The 18,850-nt window shown below is 58.2% G+C and carries 17 protein-coding genes; 13 read left to right on the forward strand and 4 right to left on the reverse strand.

Features of this window, described 5'->3' with window-relative positions:
* Positions 1–88: 88 nt before the first annotated feature.
* A complete protein-coding gene (gene rpsB / locus I6N98_RS12310) occupies positions 89–838 on the reverse strand; it encodes a 30S ribosomal protein S2 (RefSeq protein WP_198568647.1) in 750 nt (249 codons plus the stop codon).
* Between the two features lie 325 nt (positions 839–1,163).
* On the opposite strand from rpsB, the gene map reads away from it, so the two are divergent.
* The 4 genes from map to nth are packed head-to-tail and all read left to right on the forward strand — an operon-like array spanning position 1,164 to position 6,485.
* Positions 1,164–1,961 (forward strand): type I methionyl aminopeptidase, encoded by a 798-nt coding sequence (gene map / locus I6N98_RS12315; protein WP_198568648.1) that lies wholly within the window; start codon positions 1,164–1,166, stop codon positions 1,959–1,961.
* Entirely contained in the window at positions 1,958–4,642 is a 2,685-nt protein-coding gene (locus tag I6N98_RS12320) for a [protein-PII] uridylyltransferase (RefSeq protein WP_198568649.1), read from the forward strand. The genes map and I6N98_RS12320 overlap by 4 nt, the downstream gene beginning before the upstream one ends.
* Entirely contained in the window at positions 4,639–5,826 is a 1,188-nt protein-coding gene (dapC, locus tag I6N98_RS12325; RefSeq protein WP_198568650.1) for a succinyldiaminopimelate transaminase, read from the forward strand. Before I6N98_RS12320 ends, dapC begins: the two co-directional genes overlap by 4 nt.
* A 5-nt stretch (positions 5,827–5,831) precedes the next feature.
* Positions 5,832–6,485 carry an endonuclease III gene (gene nth, locus I6N98_RS12330; protein ID WP_198568651.1) on the forward strand — a complete coding sequence of 218 codons (654 nt, stop codon included), beginning with the start codon at positions 5,832–5,834 and terminating at the stop codon, positions 6,483–6,485.
* Between the two features lie 225 nt (positions 6,486–6,710).
* Here nth and I6N98_RS12335 read toward each other — a convergent pair whose 3' ends face one another.
* Positions 6,711–8,330, reverse strand: a complete 1,620-nt coding sequence (locus I6N98_RS12335) for a WS/DGAT/MGAT family O-acyltransferase (protein ID WP_198568652.1) — start codon at positions 8,328–8,330, stop codon at positions 6,711–6,713.
* 325 nt (positions 8,331–8,655) lie between these two features.
* On the opposite strand from I6N98_RS12335, the gene I6N98_RS12340 reads away from it, so the two are divergent.
* Both I6N98_RS12340 and dapD read left to right on the forward strand, forming a co-directional pair.
* Positions 8,656–9,012 (forward strand): arsenate reductase, encoded by a 357-nt coding sequence (locus I6N98_RS12340; RefSeq protein WP_198568653.1) that lies wholly within the window; start codon positions 8,656–8,658, stop codon positions 9,010–9,012.
* A gap of 48 nt (positions 9,013–9,060) precedes the next feature.
* The gene (gene dapD, locus I6N98_RS12345) at positions 9,061–10,098 is read left to right on the forward strand and encodes a 2,3,4,5-tetrahydropyridine-2,6-dicarboxylate N-succinyltransferase (protein WP_198568654.1); all 1,038 of its coding nucleotides are present in this window, start codon (positions 9,061–9,063) and stop codon (positions 10,096–10,098) included.
* Positions 10,099–10,238: 140 nt separating this feature from the next.
* Here the strand turns inward: dapD and I6N98_RS12350 are convergent, their stop codons facing one another.
* Both I6N98_RS12350 and I6N98_RS12355 read right to left on the reverse strand, forming a co-directional pair.
* The gene (locus tag I6N98_RS12350) at positions 10,239–11,192 is read right to left on the reverse strand and encodes an NADP-dependent oxidoreductase (RefSeq protein WP_198568655.1); all 954 of its coding nucleotides are present in this window, start codon (positions 11,190–11,192) and stop codon (positions 10,239–10,241) included.
* Positions 11,193–11,258: 66 nt separating this feature from the next.
* A complete protein-coding gene (locus tag I6N98_RS12355; protein ID WP_198568656.1) occupies positions 11,259–12,122 on the reverse strand; it encodes an MBL fold metallo-hydrolase in 864 nt (287 codons plus the stop codon).
* A gap of 229 nt (positions 12,123–12,351) precedes the next feature.
* Between I6N98_RS12355 and I6N98_RS12360 the strand changes: the two genes are divergently transcribed.
* The 7 genes from I6N98_RS12360 to I6N98_RS12390 are packed head-to-tail and all read left to right on the forward strand — an operon-like array spanning position 12,352 to position 18,840.
* Positions 12,352–13,422: an AI-2E family transporter gene (locus I6N98_RS12360; RefSeq protein WP_198568657.1), complete on the forward strand. Its 1,071-nt coding sequence runs from the start codon at positions 12,352–12,354 to the stop codon at positions 13,420–13,422.
* Complete coding sequence (locus tag I6N98_RS12365) at positions 13,415–14,428, forward strand: amidoligase family protein (RefSeq protein ID WP_198568658.1); 1,014 nt, start codon at positions 13,415–13,417, stop codon at positions 14,426–14,428. Before I6N98_RS12360 ends, I6N98_RS12365 begins: the two co-directional genes overlap by 8 nt.
* Before the next feature lie 11 nt (positions 14,429–14,439).
* A complete protein-coding gene (locus tag I6N98_RS12370) occupies positions 14,440–15,117 on the forward strand; it encodes a gamma-glutamyl-gamma-aminobutyrate hydrolase family protein (protein ID WP_198568659.1) in 678 nt (225 codons plus the stop codon).
* Positions 15,114–15,536: a YqaA family protein gene (locus I6N98_RS12375; protein WP_198568660.1), complete on the forward strand. Its 423-nt coding sequence runs from the start codon at positions 15,114–15,116 to the stop codon at positions 15,534–15,536. Before I6N98_RS12370 ends, I6N98_RS12375 begins: the two co-directional genes overlap by 4 nt.
* A 28-nt stretch (positions 15,537–15,564) precedes the next feature.
* Positions 15,565–16,113 (forward strand): YaeQ family protein, encoded by a 549-nt coding sequence (locus I6N98_RS12380; RefSeq protein WP_198568661.1) that lies wholly within the window; start codon positions 15,565–15,567, stop codon positions 16,111–16,113.
* A complete protein-coding gene (locus I6N98_RS12385) occupies positions 16,110–16,514 on the forward strand; it encodes a VOC family protein (protein ID WP_198568662.1) in 405 nt (134 codons plus the stop codon). Before I6N98_RS12380 ends, I6N98_RS12385 begins: the two co-directional genes overlap by 4 nt.
* Positions 16,515–16,572: 58 nt before the next feature.
* Complete coding sequence (locus tag I6N98_RS12390; RefSeq protein ID WP_198568663.1) at positions 16,573–18,840, forward strand: ATPase, T2SS/T4P/T4SS family; 2,268 nt, start codon at positions 16,573–16,575, stop codon at positions 18,838–18,840.
* Positions 18,841–18,850 lie beyond the last annotated feature (10 nt).

The raw sequence follows: 18,850 nt of genomic DNA on the forward strand, positions 1-18,850 counted from the left end.
GCGAATTTCCCACTCACTTGCTACAAACAAGTGACAATCCAAAAAAAGGGGGCCTTGCCCCCTTCGTTAACTGCCTAAAGGGCACCGCTTACTCAGCTGCGGCGTCGCCCTCGCCCTCCGGGCTCACTTCCACAAACTCGTCGGCGGCCACATTGGCGGTTGCGGTGGCGTTGATCACAGTCTCAGCCACAGCGTTCACATAGAGTTTGATGGCACGGATGGCGTCATCGTTGCCGGGAATCACGTAGTCGATACCGTCGGGGTTGCTGTTGGTATCAACCACACCGATAACAGGAATACCCAGCTTGTTGGCTTCCTGGATGGCAATGCGCTCGTGATCGACGTCGATAACAAACAGCGCGTCGGGAAGACCAGCCATATCCTTGATACCGCCGATGCTGCGCTCCAGCTTTTCCATATCGCGGCGGCGCATCAGAGCTTCTTTCTTGGTCAATTTGTCGAAGGTGCCGTCCTGCTCCTGGGCTTCCAGGTCGCGCAGGCGACGCACTGACTGACGAATGGTTTTGTAGTTGGTGAGCATGCCGCCCAACCAGCGGTGGCTAACGTAGGGCATCCCCGCGCGGGTAGCCTGCTCAGCAACAATTTTGCTCGCAGCACGCTTGGTACCAACAAAGAGGATTTTGCTCTTGTTGGCGGCCAGCTTTTCGATGGCGCTGAGCGCCTCGTTCATGGCCGGCACGCTGTGCTCGAGGTTGATGATGTGAATCTTGTTGCGGGCACCAAAAATGAAGGGCGCCATTTTGGGGTTCCAGAAACGGGTCTGGTGACCGAAGTGAACCCCGGCCTGCAGCATATCGCGCATGCTTACTTGTGACATGATTTTTCCTTAAATATCATCGGGTTAGGAACTTGCATCCACCCCACAACCCAACCACAGTCTAGCTGCAGCACCCGGGATTGTGTGCCGGTGAACACGCGTCGTTAAGTGTCCCAGAACGGAGCGCTCCGCTCGGGGCGCGTATTTATACCACAGAGCCCCGCGGCAATAAAGCTGGAATTGGCGCCAAATGGCCGACTAGCGGGCACGAAGGCCGCCCTGCCCCAGCCTTTGATCGTCGACAAGCGGCTGATGGTTTACAATGCGCCCTTTTGTGCTCCGGGATCACTCATCCGCCGGAGCAGAACTGCCGGAAATCTGTTTTATGAATGTCAGCATCAAAAGCCCCGAAGACATCGCCGCCATGCGCGTCGCGGGGCGCCTCGCTGCCGAGGTTCTGGATATGATCGCCCCCTATGTCAAACCTGGGGTGACCACTGGCGAGTTGGATAAGATCTGCCACGACTATATCACCCAGCACCAACAGGCGATCCCCGCCCCCCTTAACTACAACGGCTTTCCCAAGTCGATCTGTACTTCAGTCAACGAGGTCATCTGCCACGGCATCCCCTCGGACAAGAAGGTGTTAAAAGACGGCGACATCCTCAATATCGATGTCACCGTAATAAAGGATGGCTGGCACGGCGACACCAATCGCATGTATTACGTGGGGGACGTCCCCGAGCACGCCAAACGCCTGTGCGCGGTTACCCAGGAGTGCCTCTACAAGGCCATTGAGCTGGTGCGGCCGGGCTGTTATCTCAGCGACATCGGCAAGGTGATAGCCAAACACGCCCGGGCCAATCACTACTCGGTCGTCGAAGAGTATTGTGGGCACGGCATCGGCCGGGGCTTCCATGAGGACCCGCAGGTGCTGCACTACGGCGAGGGTTACAACCGCCGCAACGACCTGGAATTAAAAGAGGGCATGACCTTCACCATTGAACCGATGATCAACGCCGGTAAAAAACAGACCAAGCTCAATATGAAAGATGGCTGGACCGTGACTACTAAAGATCGTCGACTGTCCGCGCAGTGGGAGCACACCATGGCAGTGACCGCCACGGGTGTGGAAGTTCTGACTGCTCGCCCCGACGAGCCGTTTTTCCGAGGAGATGTATGAGCGCAGAGCAACCGCTAAGCCAGTCCGCTGTCGATACCGAGGCCCTGCAGGCAATGCTGTCCCAAGCGGGGAACGACATCGGCGCCTATCGACAGTATTTAAGCGACCTTCAAGAGGAACTGCGCCAGCGATTCTACGATGAACAGCCGGTCAGTGAGCTGGTTGCTTTGCGCTCTGCCCGTATCGATGCGCTGCTGCGGTGTATCTGGGACCAGTTCGAGTGGGGCGACGACATCGCCCTGGTCGCGGTGGGCGGCTATGGGCGCGGCGAGCTCCACCCTTATTCGGATATCGACCTGCTCATCCTGACCGCCAGTGATGAGCATTCGTATCAGGACAATATCGAGCGGCTGATTACCCTGCTTTGGGATATCAACCTGGATATTGGCCACAGTGTGCGCAGCATTGAGGAATGCCGGCAGGCCGCCATCGACGACATCACCATTGTCACCAACTTGATGGAGTCCCGCACTCTCGCCGGCAATCCCGCCCTGCATCAGCAACTGATGGCCAAAGTTGGCCCGGATAAGATCTGGCCCAGCGCGGAGTTTTTCCGAGCCAAGTGGGACGAGCAAATTCGTCGCCACCGCAAATTTGCCAACACTGAGTACAATCTGGAACCCAACATCAAGAGTTCGCCCGGCGGGTTGCGGGATATTCAGATGATCGGCTGGGTGGTTAAACGCCACTTCGGCGCCCAGTCCATCGACGAGCTTCGGGATCGCCATTTCCTCAGTCAGGAGGAATTGGACACCATCAAAGATGGACAGGATTTTTTGTGGCGGCTGCGTTTTGCGCTACATCTGATTGCCGGACGGGAAGAAGACCGCTTGCTGTTTGACCACCAGCGCACCTTGGCCCGCCAATTCGGCTTTGAGGACGACGATAACAAACTCGCCGTCGAGCGCTTTATGCAGAAGTACTATCGCTGGGTCCAACAGCTGGGGGCGCTTAACGATGTGCTGATGCAACACTTCGATGAAACCATTCTCCGCGCCTGCGAAGCCGAGACCATTCTGGATATCAACCCGCGCTTTCGCATCCGCAACGGGCATATCGAAGTCACCAACGACAAGGTCTTTGAAAAAACCCCCTCGGCGCTGATGGAAATTTTTGTGTTGATGGCCCACATGGAAGCCATCGACGGGGTGCGGGCCAGCACCATCCGCCTGATCCGCAACTCCCGGCATCTGATCGACGACGAGTTTCGCGCCGACCCCCGCAACAAAAATTACTTCCTGCGCCTGCTTCAGGCCCCCTCCCGGGTCGCCCTCAACCTGCGCCGCATGAAGCGTTTTGGCGTATTGGCCAAATTCATCCCCGCCTTCGGCAAAATTGTCGGGCAAATGCAGCACGACCTGTTCCATATTTATTCGGTGGACGCCCACACCCTGGAGCTGATCAAAAATATCAGCCGCTTCCGTTACCCCGACATGGTCAAGGTCTACCCCATGGCCTGCCGCATTATGCAGCGGGTGCCCAAGCCCGAGCTGCTGTTCCTAGCGGGACTGTTTCACGATATCGGCAAGGGCCGAGGTGGCGACCACTCCACCCTGGGCGCAGTCGATGCCCGGGAGTTTTGCGAGTATCTGGGCCTGCCCAAGCGCGATACCAACCTGGTCGCCTGGTTAGTAGAAAAACACCTGGAGATGTCCTCTGTCGCCCAGCGTAAGGATATTCAGGACCCCGATGTGATCCGCGATTTCGCCCTCACCGTCGGCGACCAGCAGCACTTGGATTACCTGTTCTGCCTGACGATTGCCGACATCAATGCCACCAACCCCAGCCTGTGGACCTCCTGGCGGGCGTCGCTAATGCGCCAACTCTACGCTGAAACACGGCGCGCACTGCGGCGCGGTCTGGAAAATCCGGTCGACAAGCAAGAGTGGATTGCAGAAACCCAAATGGCGGCGATTGAGCGCCTGGAAGACTACGGTTTTACCGAGACCGAAATTCGCGAGACCTGGGCGGAAACCGGCGAGGACTACTTTATCCGCGAGCAGGTCGACGACATTGTCTGGCACTGCCGCGCCATTGCCCAGCGCACCCGGCCGGGCGACTCGGTGGTACTGGTTAAAGAAGGTGGACTTCTGGACCACGAGGGCGCGACTCAGATTTTCGTCCACACCCGGGGCCGGGTGGGGCTGTTTGCCCTGCTGGCCGCAGCTCTGGAACAACTGGACTTGAACGTGCAGGACGCCCGCATCTATAACAGCGGCACCGGCTATACCCTAGATACCTTCTACGTTCTCGACGCCAATGGCGAGTCCATTGGCGACAATCAGGACCGGATCAATCAGATCGTCGCCTACCTGAAAGAACAGCTGGCCGATCCCAACAACAGCGCCGAGCTAATTAGCCGCCGCACCCCTCGTCAGATGCGGCTGTTCTCCACACCCACCCGCACCAGCATGGCCACCGATCTCAATAAGGGCCACACCGTGCTGGAGGTCATTACGCCGGACCGTCCGGGGCTGCTGGCGCGGATTGCACAGATATTCAACAAATACCGGGTACGCATCCTCAATGCCAAAATCGCCACCCTGGGTGAGCGGGTCGAGGACGTGTTCTTTTTATCCGATGAGAACAACCGCCCCATTGAAGATCCGCAATTGTGTGAAGACATTCAGCGAGCGATCTGTCGGGAGCTGGACGAACAAGCGAGCAAATCACCACAATGAACCCCCGCTTACAGGCACTACAGGCCTACCCCTTTGAAAAGCTGCGCGCCCTACTGGGGGAGTCCAGCGAGTCCTCGCTGCCAGCAATACCACTTTCTATTGGCGAGCCTCGGCACCCGGCACCAGGTTTTGTCACCGATGTGCTCAGCACCGAGCGCCAACGGGTGAGCAACTACCCCACCACCAAGGGCCTGCCGGAACTTCGCAGCGCGGCGGCGGACTGGGCGGTACGACGCTTTGGGCTGGACGGCCTGGACCCCGACAGCCAGATTTTGCCGGTCAATGGCACCCGCGAGGCACTGTTTGCCTTTGCTCAAGCTGTAGTGGACCCCAGCAGCGACGCCTTGGTGTGCAGCCCCAACCCCTTTTATCAAATTTACGAAGGCGCCGCGTTGCTGGCCGGCGCCCAGCCCTACTTCCTGCCCTGCACCGCAGACAACGGTTTTATCCCCGATCTGGATAGCGTGCCGGAGGAGGTCTGGCAGCGCTGCCAATTGATCTACTTGTGCACGCCGGGCAATCCCAGTGGCGCCGTCATGTCTCAGGATTATCTGGGCTCGCTGATCCAACTGGCGGACCGTTACGACTTCGTGATCGCCAGCGACGAGTGCTACTCAGAACTGTACTTCGACGAGGACAGTCCACCCACCGGGCTTCTGCAGGCCTGTGCCGCACTGGGTCGTCACGATTTTCGGCGCTGCGTGGTCTTTCACAGCCTGTCTAAACGCTCCAACCTGCCCGGACTGCGCTCCGGTTTCGTCGCCGGCGATGCCGATATCCTCAAGGGCTTTCTGCTCTACCGCACCTACCACGGCTGTGCCATGCCCATTCAAACCCAGTTGGCCAGTATCGCCGCCTGGCAGGACGAGGCCCACGTGTTGGCCAACCGGGAGCTGTATCGACAGAAGTTCGATCAGGTCTTGGACGTACTCGATGGCTGCCTGGCGGTAGCCCGGCCCCAGGCATCGTTCTATCTGTGGGCACCGACCCCTATCGCCGATACCGAGTTTGCCGCCGGCCTGTTCCATCAGCAAAACGTCACCGTCTTGCCAGGCAGCTTTTTGTCTAGAGAGGTAGACGGCCAAACCCCGGGCGCGAACTACGTGCGCATGGCCCTGGTCGCCGAGCCGGAAAAATGTGTCGAGGCGGCTCAGCGCATCCGCCAGTATGTGGAAAGCCTGTAATAGCGATGCTTAAAAAAGATCGAGTCGCCTTTATTTTGCGGCGCCTGAATGAGCTCTACCCGCAACCGCCGATCCCGTTGGACCATAAAGACCCCTATACCTTGCTGGTGGCAGTGCTGCTGTCGGCGCAGTGTACCGACGAGCGGGTCAACCAGGTGACCCCGGCGCTGTTCACCTTAGCCGACAACCCCTTCGATATGGCCAAGCGGGACGTTGAGACCATTCGCGAAATCATCCGCCCCTGCGGCCTGTCGCCACAAAAATCCAAAGCCATAAAACGCCTGTCGGAAATACTGGTGGAAGATTACAACGGTGAAGTGCCTGCCGATATCGATGCGCTGGAGACCCTGCCTGGAGTGGGCCACAAAACCGCCAGCGTGGTGATGTCCCAAGCCTTTGGTGAGCCGGCGTTCCCGGTGGACACCCATATCCACCGCCTCGCCCAGCGCTGGGGATTGAGCAGCGGCAAAAATGTCGCGCAAACCGAGAAGGATTTGAAGCGCTTGTTCCCCAAGGATTCCTGGAACGCCCTGCACCTGCAGATTATCTATTACGGGCGGGAGTTCTGCTCAGCCAGGGGCTGCGACGGCACGGTGTGCGACATTTGCCGCACCTGCTACCCGGATCGCAAAGCCCCAAAGAAAACCCGCAAAGCCTGATACACGCCGGGGCGACCAGGGCAAACATCACACTATATGTCCGCTCTACCCCAATCATAAAGTCCCCGAGTGCGTGTAGGTTGGGTTGCCAAACCCAACACCAAGGCCCCAGCAGAGCCGACAAGCGTTGGGTTTCGTACCTCAACCCAACCTACATGTATCATCGGTAGATTGGGTTAGTGAACCCAACATCCGCGACTTATTGAAGCCTAACAGAAAGCAGCCCTACGCCGACTTCGCCTTGGCGACCTTCTTGTGACTGCGGGCCGTCACTTTGCGGCGAGCTGCCGCTTTTTTAGCAGGGGCTTTATTGGCGGCGGTGGTACGCGACGGCGCCGCATCGGCCTGCTTGCTCTGATCCGAGCTGGCGGCACTCTTTTTCGCCACCGCCTTTTTGCGCTGGTTCGAGGTTTTCTTGGCGGTGTTGGCATTACCACTGTCTACCACCGATAGCGTCGAGGTGTGCTGCTTGGCGGCCACTTCGAGATCGGTGAGGGCCTCCTCGAGGTAATCCAGCAAACGCTGCATATGGGGCACCGACTTACGGCATGCGATCAAGCCAAAATCGACCGAGTCGTGGCGAGTAATCAGGGTAATATTAAGAGCATTGCCATCCAGCAACAGCGACAGTGGGTACAGCCCCGACAGCCTCGCTCCCTGCCAGTACATGTCCTGCTGGGGCCCCGGCACATTGGATACCACCACCCCACCAATCATGCAGTCCGGCGCGAATTTGAACACCGAATTCAGCACACCGGGCATCATCTTAATCGCGGAGTAAGCGCCAAACTGTCCGGGGGACAGCTTACTCATGTGTTTCTTGTTGTCATCCATACAACGTTTGATAGCCAGCATCCGCTCACCGGCATCGACAATATTGGTGCCCAGGTGTGCGGCGGTAAAGGACACCTCATTGCCAAAATCGGAACCGGGTTTGCGAATAGAAATCGGTACCCCGGCCATTATGGGCCGCTCCGGCAAATCGTTCAGCTCCTGCAAATAGCGGCGTATGGCCCCACCACACATGGCCAGTACCACATCGTTGGTGGTGGCCTCAAAGGCTTTACCCACCGCTTTGATTCTGCTCCGGGAATAAGACTGGGCGGCAAAACGACGGGTGGAGGAAATGGGCTGAACCAGCGCGCAACGCGGGCTCATACCGATCACTACATCTTCCTTGTGATTACGATAATCAGTAATGGTGGTGCGCAGCTCCTTGAGCAAGGGCAAGGGCGAGTACAGCGACTTGATCCCTTCCCTGGCAAGGGAACGCAGCGCCGTAATGCCGCCAATACTGGTCTGGGGTACCGGGCTGGCTTGGGCTCCGCTGCGGGGTGCAGTGACTTCCCACATGGCCGGCAAGGTCATCGACTCCTCCGGGTCAGCGGACATCGCATTCATCACCGCCCGCATACCGGCCACGCCGTCGACCAGGGCGTGGTGTACTTTCATGTAGACCGCGATGCGGCCATCTTCCAGGCCCTCGATAAAGTACATACGCCACAGCGGGTAATTTCTATCCAGGTGTGCACAGTGCACTCGAGAGATCAGTTCAAACAGCTCTCGAATACGCCCGGGCTGGGGCAGCGCGGTGTGTACAAAGTGCTGCCCCAGGTCGAAATCTTCATCCTCTTTCCAGTAATGCATACCGCGTTTGCGAACCAGCAACCGGTTGAATGGCTCTGCAGCGTGATTGGAGCGGCTGAGCTTCTTAAACAGCTTGGCGGCAAAGTCCGCTGGCGCATCTTCCGGCGGCTCAAACAACATCAGCATGCCAATATGTAACGGTGTACTGCGGCTCTCCAAGCGCAGAAAGGCATCGTCGGTTAAGGATAGTTTTTTCATCGGTAACTCCGGTTTGCACCCCGCCGGGGATTGTTATCTTGTAATGTGTCGTTAGCGGCGAATAGTAAGCGTGGCACGGTTTCGGGCCTGCCGCCAACATGATTTTTGCGATCTGTTGATACTGATCAGTATTTTCGCCCCAACCCGAGTCAAATGTCCGTACTAATGGACAGACAGGTCACGAGCGGCAATGTTCACCCTCCATGTCGCAATGCGGCAATTAAGCGCCGATTAATCCAACCGTATGGTAAGCAAAAATCGGACCTGAAGGGGTCTGTGAATTTTGTTATTATGCCGGCCCTTTATTTCAGCTTGATCGCAAACCATGAGCACCACTCTTTACGGCATAAAAAACTGCGACACCGTCCGCGCCGCCCGGCGCTGGCTGGACAGTCACAATATCGACTACGTGTTCAGCGACGTACGAGAGCAAGCCCTCAGCCCCGAACAGCTGCGTGCCTGGCTGCAGGAGCTGGGCCTGGCCCTGGTCAATAAGCGCAGTACCACCTGGAAGCAATTGAGCCAGAGCGAGCGCGACAACCTGGATGCAGAGACCGCGGTAGCACTGCTCAGTCAGCACCCGACATTGATGAAACGGCCGCTACTGGATACCGGCCGCGAACGTCACCTGGGCTTTAAAGCAGAGGACTATCAGCGCCTGTTTGCCCATCACACATTGTAAGGCCCGTACCATTCACTCATTTTCTACAGGTAAAGAGACCCCAATACTATGAGCAATTCACTATTCGCCCTGGGCATCGGCCTCGGCGCCCAAAACAGTAAAGGCGATTGGCTGGACAGCCTGTTCCCGCTGCCGCGCCTGAACCCTGACGCCGCCGTCTGTGAGGCGGTGGCCGGTGTACTCTCCTTTACCGGTGGCAACCGCGCCATTGCAGTCAATGCCGAGCAGATGTCGCAAGTCGCCGAAGCGCTCAAAGGTGCCGGTGACAGCGAATTGGCCGACGTAGCCGCACAACTGGCCAGCAGTCAGCAGGCCCTGGTCGTCACCCTGCTTAGCAGCGACGACGCCCCTAGCTCCGTCCCCGAAGGCTATCTCAAGCTGCACCTGCTTTCCCATCGTTTGGTTCGCCCCCACCAGATCAACCTGAGCGGCCTGTTTGGTGCGCTGCCCAATGTCGCCTGGACCAACCAGGGCGCCGTGGATCTGGCAGAACTGCCCCAGCGCCAGTTGCAGGCGCGGATGAAGGGCGAGCTGCTGGAGGTCATGTCGGTGGATAAATTCCCCAAGATGACCAACTATGTGGTCCCCACCGGGGTTCGCATCGCCCATACCGCCCGGGTTCGTCTGGGTGCTTACCTGGGCGAAGGCACCACGGTCATGCACGAGGGTTTTGTCAATTTCAACGCTGGCACCGAAGGCCCGGGCATGATCGAAGGTCGCATTTCGGCAGGCGTGATGATCGGCGCCGGCTCAGACCTCGGCGGCGGCTGCTCCACCATGGGCACCCTGTCCGGCGGCAACGATGTGGTGATTTCAGTCGGTAAAGAATGCCTGGTGGGCGCCAATGCCGGTGTCGGCATCCCTCTTGGCGACCGCTGCACCATTGAAGCCGGCCTGTATATCACCGCTGGCTCGGTGGTCACCATGATCGACGATCAGGGTGAGGTAGCCGGCAACGCCAAGGCTCGGGACCTGGCCGGCAAATCCGACCTGCTGTTCCGCCGCAACTCCAAAAATGGCGCCATTGAAGTGCTGACCAATAAGTCGGCCATCGCCCTGAATGAGATGTTGCACGCCCACAACTAAGTGCCTGTTTAGTGCTTTTTTAGCGCTTTTATACGGCTGTTAGATCAGGGCCCGGGTTAGCGGACGCGCACCCGGGCTTTTTTTGGCCTGTTAAAACTGGCCGGAGATCTCTCCCGGCAGTGTATTTCCCCCTGCCCAGCTTAACTGCGGATTTCTATCACCACTTTGCCCCGACAACGACCGCTGCGGTTGCGGGCGTAAGCAGCGTCACTGTCGACCAGAGAATACACACTGTCGATAACCGGATGGAGAGCACCCAGTTCGACCAACTCCGTTAAATAGCCCAGGTCCTCACGGTAAGATTCCACCACCACACTGTTGGCCTTTTTACCCAGCAGGCGATACAGCGGTGTGGCCACCATAGAGAGCCCCTGCCCACCCGTGGAAATGAAATGACCGTTTTCACCGAGCAAAACCTTACAAGTGAGGGGCGTTTCGTAGGACGTCACGTCATACACGATATCGAACGCACCGGCAGATTTGCGGTAATCGCCCTGGGTGTAATCAATCACGGCGTCGGCACCCAACTGTTTGACAAACTCCAGGTTACGGGTGCTGCACACGCCGGTTACCTGCATACCCAGGTATTTAGCAATCTGCACGGCCAGAGAGCCCACCCCGCCGGAAGCCCCGATAATCAGCACTGTCTTGCCCTGTTCAGCGCCGCCCTTGCGCAAACCCTGTAGCGCCGTCAGCGCCGCCAAAGGCAAGGATGCCGCCTCGGTAAAACTGAGACTTTTGGGTTTCTTTGCCACGCGCTGTTGATTGATCACCGCCTGCTCGGCCAAAGATGCGGTGCGCAGGCGCATATCCATACCATAGACTTCATCGCCGACATCCAAACCCTGTACTCTCGTCCCTTTATCGACTACGACACCGGCCAAATCATCTCCGAACAAGGGGGGTAGACGCCGGGTACCCAGCGGGGTAGCGGCCATCGCTAGATGGTAGTTGAGCTTCCAATCTTTGGGGTTTACCGAGGCTGCATGCACCTCCACCAACACGTCTTCATCCCCCAACGAGAACGGCGCGGGCATCTCGCTAAGAACCAGCTTTGTTTTAGGTCCCCAGCCTGCGGTGGCAATGGCTTTCATGGCGTTACTCCCTGTTGGTTGAGGCAATTGCAGCCACGTTATACAAGTCGAGCCCTCGTCCCCTGACTAGGCAACAAGATTGGATATGGACGCACGCTCGTCGGTAACCGCGAACCGCCCTTTCTGGTCGCGGACCACCCGCCCTATCGCCACGTCGGGGTCATGGGTAAAAAACAGCCGGCCACCACGGGATTCCAGGTCGTCCAGTAGCGCGCGTTTCTCGTCAATTAAGGCCTCGGGGTAGCGGTCGTAGCCCATGGTGATGGGCAGATGCACCCAGGGCACCCCCGGAATGAGATCCGCGGCGAACACCACTGGCTCCGACGGCATAAGAATTTCGGTCAGTAACATACCGGGGGTATGCCCACGGCTGGTATGGAAAACGTAGTCTTTCCCCAGCAGCTCGCTATGCCCGCCCGACAGCACCTGTAAGCGCCCCGATGCCGACAGTAACTCGGGCAACTCCGGGATGAAGGACGCCCGGTCCCTTGGGTGAGGCTGTTTGGCACGGGTCCAGGCGTCTTCACTCACCACTATCTGCGCATTGGGGAACAGTAACTCGGGCACATAGCCCTCGCGCCACGGCTGCAACAGGCCGCCGGCATGGTCAAAGTGCAAATGCGAGAGCACGATCAGGTCGATATCTGTGTGCGACAAACCCTGCCCAGCCAACTCGTTCAATAGTCGGTGTTCCCTTTCAACCAAGCCGTAACGCTGAGCCAAATCCGGGGCGAAAAAAGCGCCCACGCCCACCTCCAGCAAAATATTTCGCCGCTCTTCACGAATGAGCAAACACCGGCACGCCAGAGGGATGTGGTTGTCCGCGTCGACTTCGACCCAACGGGACCACACCGCCTTGGGCGCATTGCCAAACATCGCGCCGCCGTCCAAGCGCTGCGAATTTCCCAAAAGACTAGTGAGCGCTTTCACGCGACTTTGCTCCCATCGTTATTCACAACAACCTCTTTCGATTACCTGCTCCGACATCTCTGCCGGTATTGCAGAGCCCACGCGAGGGCCGCTATACGCTTGCCTCGGCATTGGATTTTATCAAAGAACGCGGAGCCAAACGGCTGCATCAACAGCATGGTGAACTCATCGCCAGTGCTTTACTCTATGGCAGTCGTTCACTTCACTCACACAAGGCGCCTCACAAACTATGGATTCTGCTCCCCGCCGCCAAAACTGGGCGCTTATTTTACTGGCGATTTTGGCGGTGCTGTACACCTTGCGCATTGCCCGGGATGTACTGCTGCCCATCACTCTGGCCCTGATTTTTGCCCTGCTAATGGCGCCCCTGGTGACCAAGCTGCAGCGCTTTAAACTGCCCCGCAGCCTTGGTGCGGTGCTGGTCATGGCCGTGTGTTTTGGCAGCGTTGGCGGCATACTTTACGGCATTGCCAGCCCAGCGAGTACCTGGTTGCAAAAGGCACCAGAAGCGGTGGATGTCATTCGCCACCATTGGCATGACGTGAACAGCAATAACCGCGACGACGTCGACGCCGCGACCCGCAGCCTGGACTCCCTGGCCAAGGAGCTGGCGCCACCAGAAGACCCCAAGGTTCGCAAAGTGGTGATTGCCGAACCGGGCTGGCGAGGCGAAATGTGGGAGATCGGCCGTAACTTTGGTGTCTACGGTACCCTCAGCATTATTCTGCTGTTTTTTCTGCTGACCTCGGGTGATGCGCTGCTGCGGCGATTTATCCATACCCTGCCAACCCAGCGAGACAAGGCCACAGTGATCTCCCTCAGCGAGCGGGCGTCGCTACAGATGTCCCGCTATCTGATTACCATTACCGCGGTCAATGTGGTGGTGGGCATCATGACAACACTGGCGCTGTGGTTACTGGGCCTGCCAGACCCGGTGTTGTGGGGGGCTCTGGCCGCGGTGCTGCGCTATATTCCCTATCTCGGCGTAGTGATAACAGTGACCCTGCTGGCCATTGTCAGCGCCGTCAGTTTTGGCGATGGGCTAATCGTGATCGCCGCGCCGCTGGGCTATGCCCTGTTTACCGCCGTGGTGGGCCAATTCGTCGATCCATTCGTACACGGTATTCGCTTCAAGCTAAATCCGATTGTGGTGTTTTTATGGATCTTTTTCTGGGGCTGGCTGTGGGGCGCACCCGGGGTTCTGCTGGCCGTCCCCCTACTAACTTTATTCCAAGTTGTCTGCCAACATGTAGACCGACTCGGCCCTGTCGCCAGCATTATTGGAGATGCCAATGACTGATATGCGTCACTACCGAAAATCCCTGTGGCCTCTGCCGCCTATTATGGAGTCCGAGGCCGGCAAAGAACGGCGAGTCGGTGTGGAAATCGAGTTCACCGGCCTCGACATGGACCCCATCGCCGACATTATCATCGACCATATCGGTGGCTCGGTAAGCAAAAAATCCGATTTTGACTATCGCATCAAGGACACGGCCCTGGGCGATTTTGTCGTGGAGCTGGACTCCGCCTATATCAAGCGCATGAGCCAGGAGCGCTATGAAGCCGAGGAAAGCAACGAGCTGGAAGAGTTTGCCGAGGCCATTGTCGGCCTGGTGGCAAAACAGCTGGTGCCCTTCGAGGTAGTGAGCCCCCCTATCGCCGTGAGCGACCTGTGGCAGCTGGAGGACCTTTTTGTGGCTTTGCGCCTGGCCGGCGCCAAGGGTACCGAGGCCTCCACCAAGAACGCCTTCGGCCTGCACTTAAACCCCGAGGTGCCCAGCTGTGACGCCACCACTGTACGGCGCTATATTCAGGCATTTCTGTGTCTTTACGAGTGGATTAAAGTCCGCAGCAACGTTGCCATCAGCCGCCGCATCACTCCCTACATCGACCCCTTTAAACGGGACTATGTGAAGCACGCCCTGGCGGATGATTACCAGCCGGACATGGACCAGCTGATCGACGACTATATTCACTTTAATCCCACCCGCAACCGGGCGCTGGACATGCTGCCGCTGTTTGCCCATATCGATGAGCCCCGACTGCGGGCCAAAATTGACGACCCCCGGGTCAACGCCCGGCCCACCCTGCATTACCGGCTGCCCAACAGCCAAATCGACAACACCCAGTGGGCCCTGGTTCACGCCTGGCGGGACTACCTGCAGGTAGACGCCCTGGCCAACGATCCGGAGCGCCTGGAGCGAGTTCGTCGGGCCTATTGCGCCTACCTGGACAAAACCACCAACTTGCTATTTGGCGACTGGCCAGAAGATGTCAGCCGCTGGCTGCTGCCGGAACTGCTTTAGGGTAGTTAACCATGAGCACTGGCAAACGCCCGCTGATCGGTGTCACCGGCGCAGACAAACGCTTTCCCGTCTCCTGGTGGTTTATTCGCTGGGCGCTGAGCCGGGTCGGTGCCGATGCCGTCTACATGACACCCCGGCGGAGCCATATTCCCCAGCACCTGGACGGCGTCATCATCAGCGGTGGTGACGACATCGACCCCGGCCTCTACCTTCCCGATCACGACGATACCGCGCCACTGGACCGTTCCAGGGACGAATTTGAAATCCGTGTACTCGAACAGATTATGCCCACCCGCAAGCCGGTGCTGGGCATTTGTCGGGGGGCGCAATTGATGAATGTGGTGCTGGGCGGCACCCTCTATACCGACCTGCGCCCATTCCGCCGGCTGACCTCCAACCGCCGGATGTTGTTGCCGCGCAAACATCTGCAGGTCGACGCGGGGACCCTGCTGGAAAGTATCCTGCAAGCCCAACATTGCCGCATCAATTCGCTACACCACCAGGCAATTCGCGACCTGGGGCAAGGACTAAAAATCAGTGGGCGGGATCGCGACGCTATCGTACAAGCGGTGGAAAACCCCGATCACCCCTTTCGGGTTGGCGTGCAATGGCACCCTGAATATTTGCCGCAACAACGTCCCCAGCTGCGACTGTTCCAACAGCTGGTAGACACCGCCAAAGCACTATGACCCCGTATCTGATTCTGTTTGCCTCGGCCTTTGGCGCCGCGACCCTGCTGCCCTTCTATTCCGAGCTACTGTTGTTGGCCCAGCTCAACGAGGGCCTGTCGCCCCTCTGGTTGTGGATCGCCGCCAGCAGCGGCAATACTCTGGGTTCCGGGGTAAATTGGTGGATGGGCAAACGCATCAGTGATTTTGTCGGCCGGCGCTGGTTCCCGGTTAAGGAGCAGGATCTGATTCGCGCTCAAAACTGGTTCAACCGCTACGGCAAGTGGTCACTGTTAATGGCGTGGTTACCCATTGGCGGCGACGCCCTCACCGTGGTCGGCGGCATCATGCACATTCCAGCCCCAGTATTTTTCACTCTGGTCGCCATTGGTAAAAGTCTGCGCTACGCTCTGGTCATCCTCGGCTACCAGCTAGCCTGATTTACCGCAGTCACAAGGAATTGCCTTAATGGCACTCTCAGCTACGATTTTTAAAGCGCGCTTGCAGATCAGCGATTTGCGCCGCCACTACTACGCCGAGCACAGTCTGACTGTAGCCCGGCACCCCTCTGAAACTGACGAGAGAATGATACTGCGCCTGCTGGCTTTTGCTCTCTACGCCGACGATGCATTGCAGCTGACCCGTGGGCTCAGTACCGACGAGGAACCCGAGCTTTGGCAGCGCAATTTGCAGGGCGAAATTGAGCTGTGGATAGAATTGGGCCAGCCGACTGAAAAACGCCTGCGTCAGGCCCGGGGCCAAGCGCGCCACGTGGTGGTGCTGAGCTACGGCGGCCGCCCTGCCACTCAATGGTGGCAAGCCAATGGTGCGGCGCTAGCCAAACTGGGCTCAGTCTCTGTCTACGAGCTGGCGCCGGCCGACAGCCAGGCCCTGGCCGCGCTGGCACAGCGCAACATGGATCTGCAATTCACCCTCGATGAAGACAGCATCTGGGTATCCAGCAATGACCACAACATCGCTTTGTCACTGACCACTCACTGCGAGGCGAACTCATGATCACCATCACCAAACTCGACCACGTGGTACTGCGCTGCCGCGACTTTGATGCCATGCTGAGCTTTTACCGCGATCTGCTGGGCTGCCCCTTGGAGCGGTCAGAACCCGACCTGGGTCTGTATCAACTCCGCGCTGGGGACGCGCTGATTGATCTGGTGCCGGTAAACAGCCAGTTGGGGCAGGAAGGTGGCCGTGCCCCCGACCGCGATGCTCACAACGTCGATCATATTTGCGTGCGGGTATCCCCTTTTGACGGCCAGGCCATCCTGGACTGGTTGGATCGACAAGGCATTGGCCATGGCGGCATTGAACGACGCAACGGTGCTGAGGGCTTTGGGCCGTCGATCTACATCGATGATCCGGATGGCAACCGCCTGGAATTGAAAGGCCCCGCAGAATAAGCTAAACCAAGAAACACACTACTGCCGCTGATAAGCGACGCCACCTGGAGCAGCAGCCATGAATGGCGAGGGATCAATCACCAGCCGTATTGAAGCCGCGCTGGCGCAAATCAATCGGGAGGATTTTATACAAAACCATCAGGAGGGCTTGATTGCAGGGCGCAGTATTCCACCAGAGGACACTGTCCGGCAGATACTGGCAATCTGCGATATATGGCCCGGCGCCAAGGTGCTGCATATTGGCGCCGGCTCGGGTTATCTGACCGCGGTACTGAGCGTTCTCAGCCAGCACGTCACAGCGATAGAGAAACTACCCTCGCTAGTCACCTATGCCAGAGAAAGACTGACCGAACTGGGGTTAGAGAATACCCAAGTTCGCGAGGGAGACGGTGTCCAGGGCGCCAGCGACAGCGGACCGTTTGATCTCATTCTTATCTCCACCCCAAAAATTGCCGTCCATCCCGCACTCCTTGAGCAGTTGGCACCACGGGGTCAATTAGTGTGCATCGAGCCCGGTGAGGCATCCCGGCACATACTGGTGAAGTACGTCAACCGAGGCAATCATAAGGCGGCGCGGACAGAGCACGGCTTTATCGACTTTGTTTCCAGTGGCGACGATATTTTGGTGGAGCTGGGCTTTGTCACCCCGGATGTACTAAAAGAGGCCCGCAGCAAAGCCGAGGCCAACAAATCCCTGATCATCGACGAGATCATGAAGCTGCAGAACCTCGACGATCTCAAAGTCTACCGCTCACTGGCCAAGCAATACGGTTTGCCGCTAAGCAATGCCGACACCCTGCTCCGCCATGTCGACCCCAGTATTTTCGCCAGCTTCTCCAAGGCCTACTTGGATCACCAACATATTATTCCGCTGTATGTGAAGGGTTCCAGCCTGGTCGTCGCCTGCACCAGCCCCAACAGCCGGATGGACGAAATTCAACAGGTCTTCCCCGGCAAGACCATTGAACTCCAACTCATTACTCCCACTGACTTCCGCCGAGTGTGGTCCTCCATCGACCGACAGCTGCGGGGTAAAGATCATCCGGTTGCCACAGAAAAAGATATTCACTCTCCCGGCTACGACGAAGACTTGCTGGAAAAAGAACCCACCACCATCGACGCCCGTCTGGTTGCCCTTTACGAAGCCCTACTGCTGGATGCCGTCGCCGACCGCGCCAGTGATATCCACCTGGAGCTGTACCGGGATCGGGTCAGAGTGCGGCTGCGGGTCGACGGCGAACTGCTGGACCTCAGCCACTACCAAGTCAGCCCCGCCGAGTATCGCGGCCTGATCAATGTGATTAAGCTGCGGGCCGACCTCAACATTGCCGAGCGACGACTGCCACAGGGGGGCCGCGCCCAGGTGCGGGTAGGCGGCAGTCGCTTCGATTTGCGGGTGCAGGTGCAACCGTCGCTGCACGGTGAACACGTGGTGATTCGCCTGCTGGCGCAGAATTCTTCGCTAATCAGTATCGACGAGCTGGGGATGCCGCCACAGATCGCCAGCCACTACCGCCGTCTGCTTCACAACCCCGCAGGACTGGTGTTAGTGGTGGGGCCAACCGGCTCCGGTAAAACCACCACCCTCAATGCCGGGCTGCAGTTACTGGCCCAGGACAGCACCCGCAAAGTCATCACCGTGGAGGATCCCATCGAATACTCCATCGACGATATTCAGCAAACCCGAGTGCGGCCAGAAATCGGTTTTAGCTTTGCCGATGCCATGCGCTCCTTTGTGCGCCAGGATCCCGACGTGATTCTGGTAGGGGAAATTCGCGATCACGAGACGGCGCTGGAAGCACTGCGGGCGTCCCAAACGGGTCATATTGTGTTGTCCACACTGCACTGCAACGATGCCGTCGACGCCGTGCAGCGGCTTTTCGATTTAAACGTTCACCCCAATTCATTGGCTTCCGAACTGCTGGCGGTCATGGCACAGCGCTTGGCCAAGCGTATATGCCCCCACTGTAAAACCGAGGCCGAAACCGACCCGGAAATTCTTGCCGAACTGTTCCCGACCGGGGTACCGGACGGTTTTCAATGCTTTGCCGGCACCGGCTGCGACCACTGTGGCGGCACTGGCACTCGAGGGCGACTGGGGGTAATTGAATACTTACAGCTCAATGGCGAATTGCGGGATGCGATTTCCAGACATACCCCAGTGGGCGAACTGCGATCGCTGGCATTGGACTCCGGCCTGATCACCATGCGCGACAGCGCCCTGGATCACGTGATCAACGGTCTCATCCCCATTACCGAGCTGCCCCGCATACTGCCCCAGGAGCGCATGGCACCGGAAAAACGCGGTCAATGGCAACCCTCTTAAGGCTTGGAGA

Source organism: Spongiibacter nanhainus, assembly GCF_016132545.1.
GTDB classification, from domain to species: domain Bacteria; phylum Pseudomonadota; class Gammaproteobacteria; order Pseudomonadales; family Spongiibacteraceae; genus Spongiibacter; species Spongiibacter nanhainus.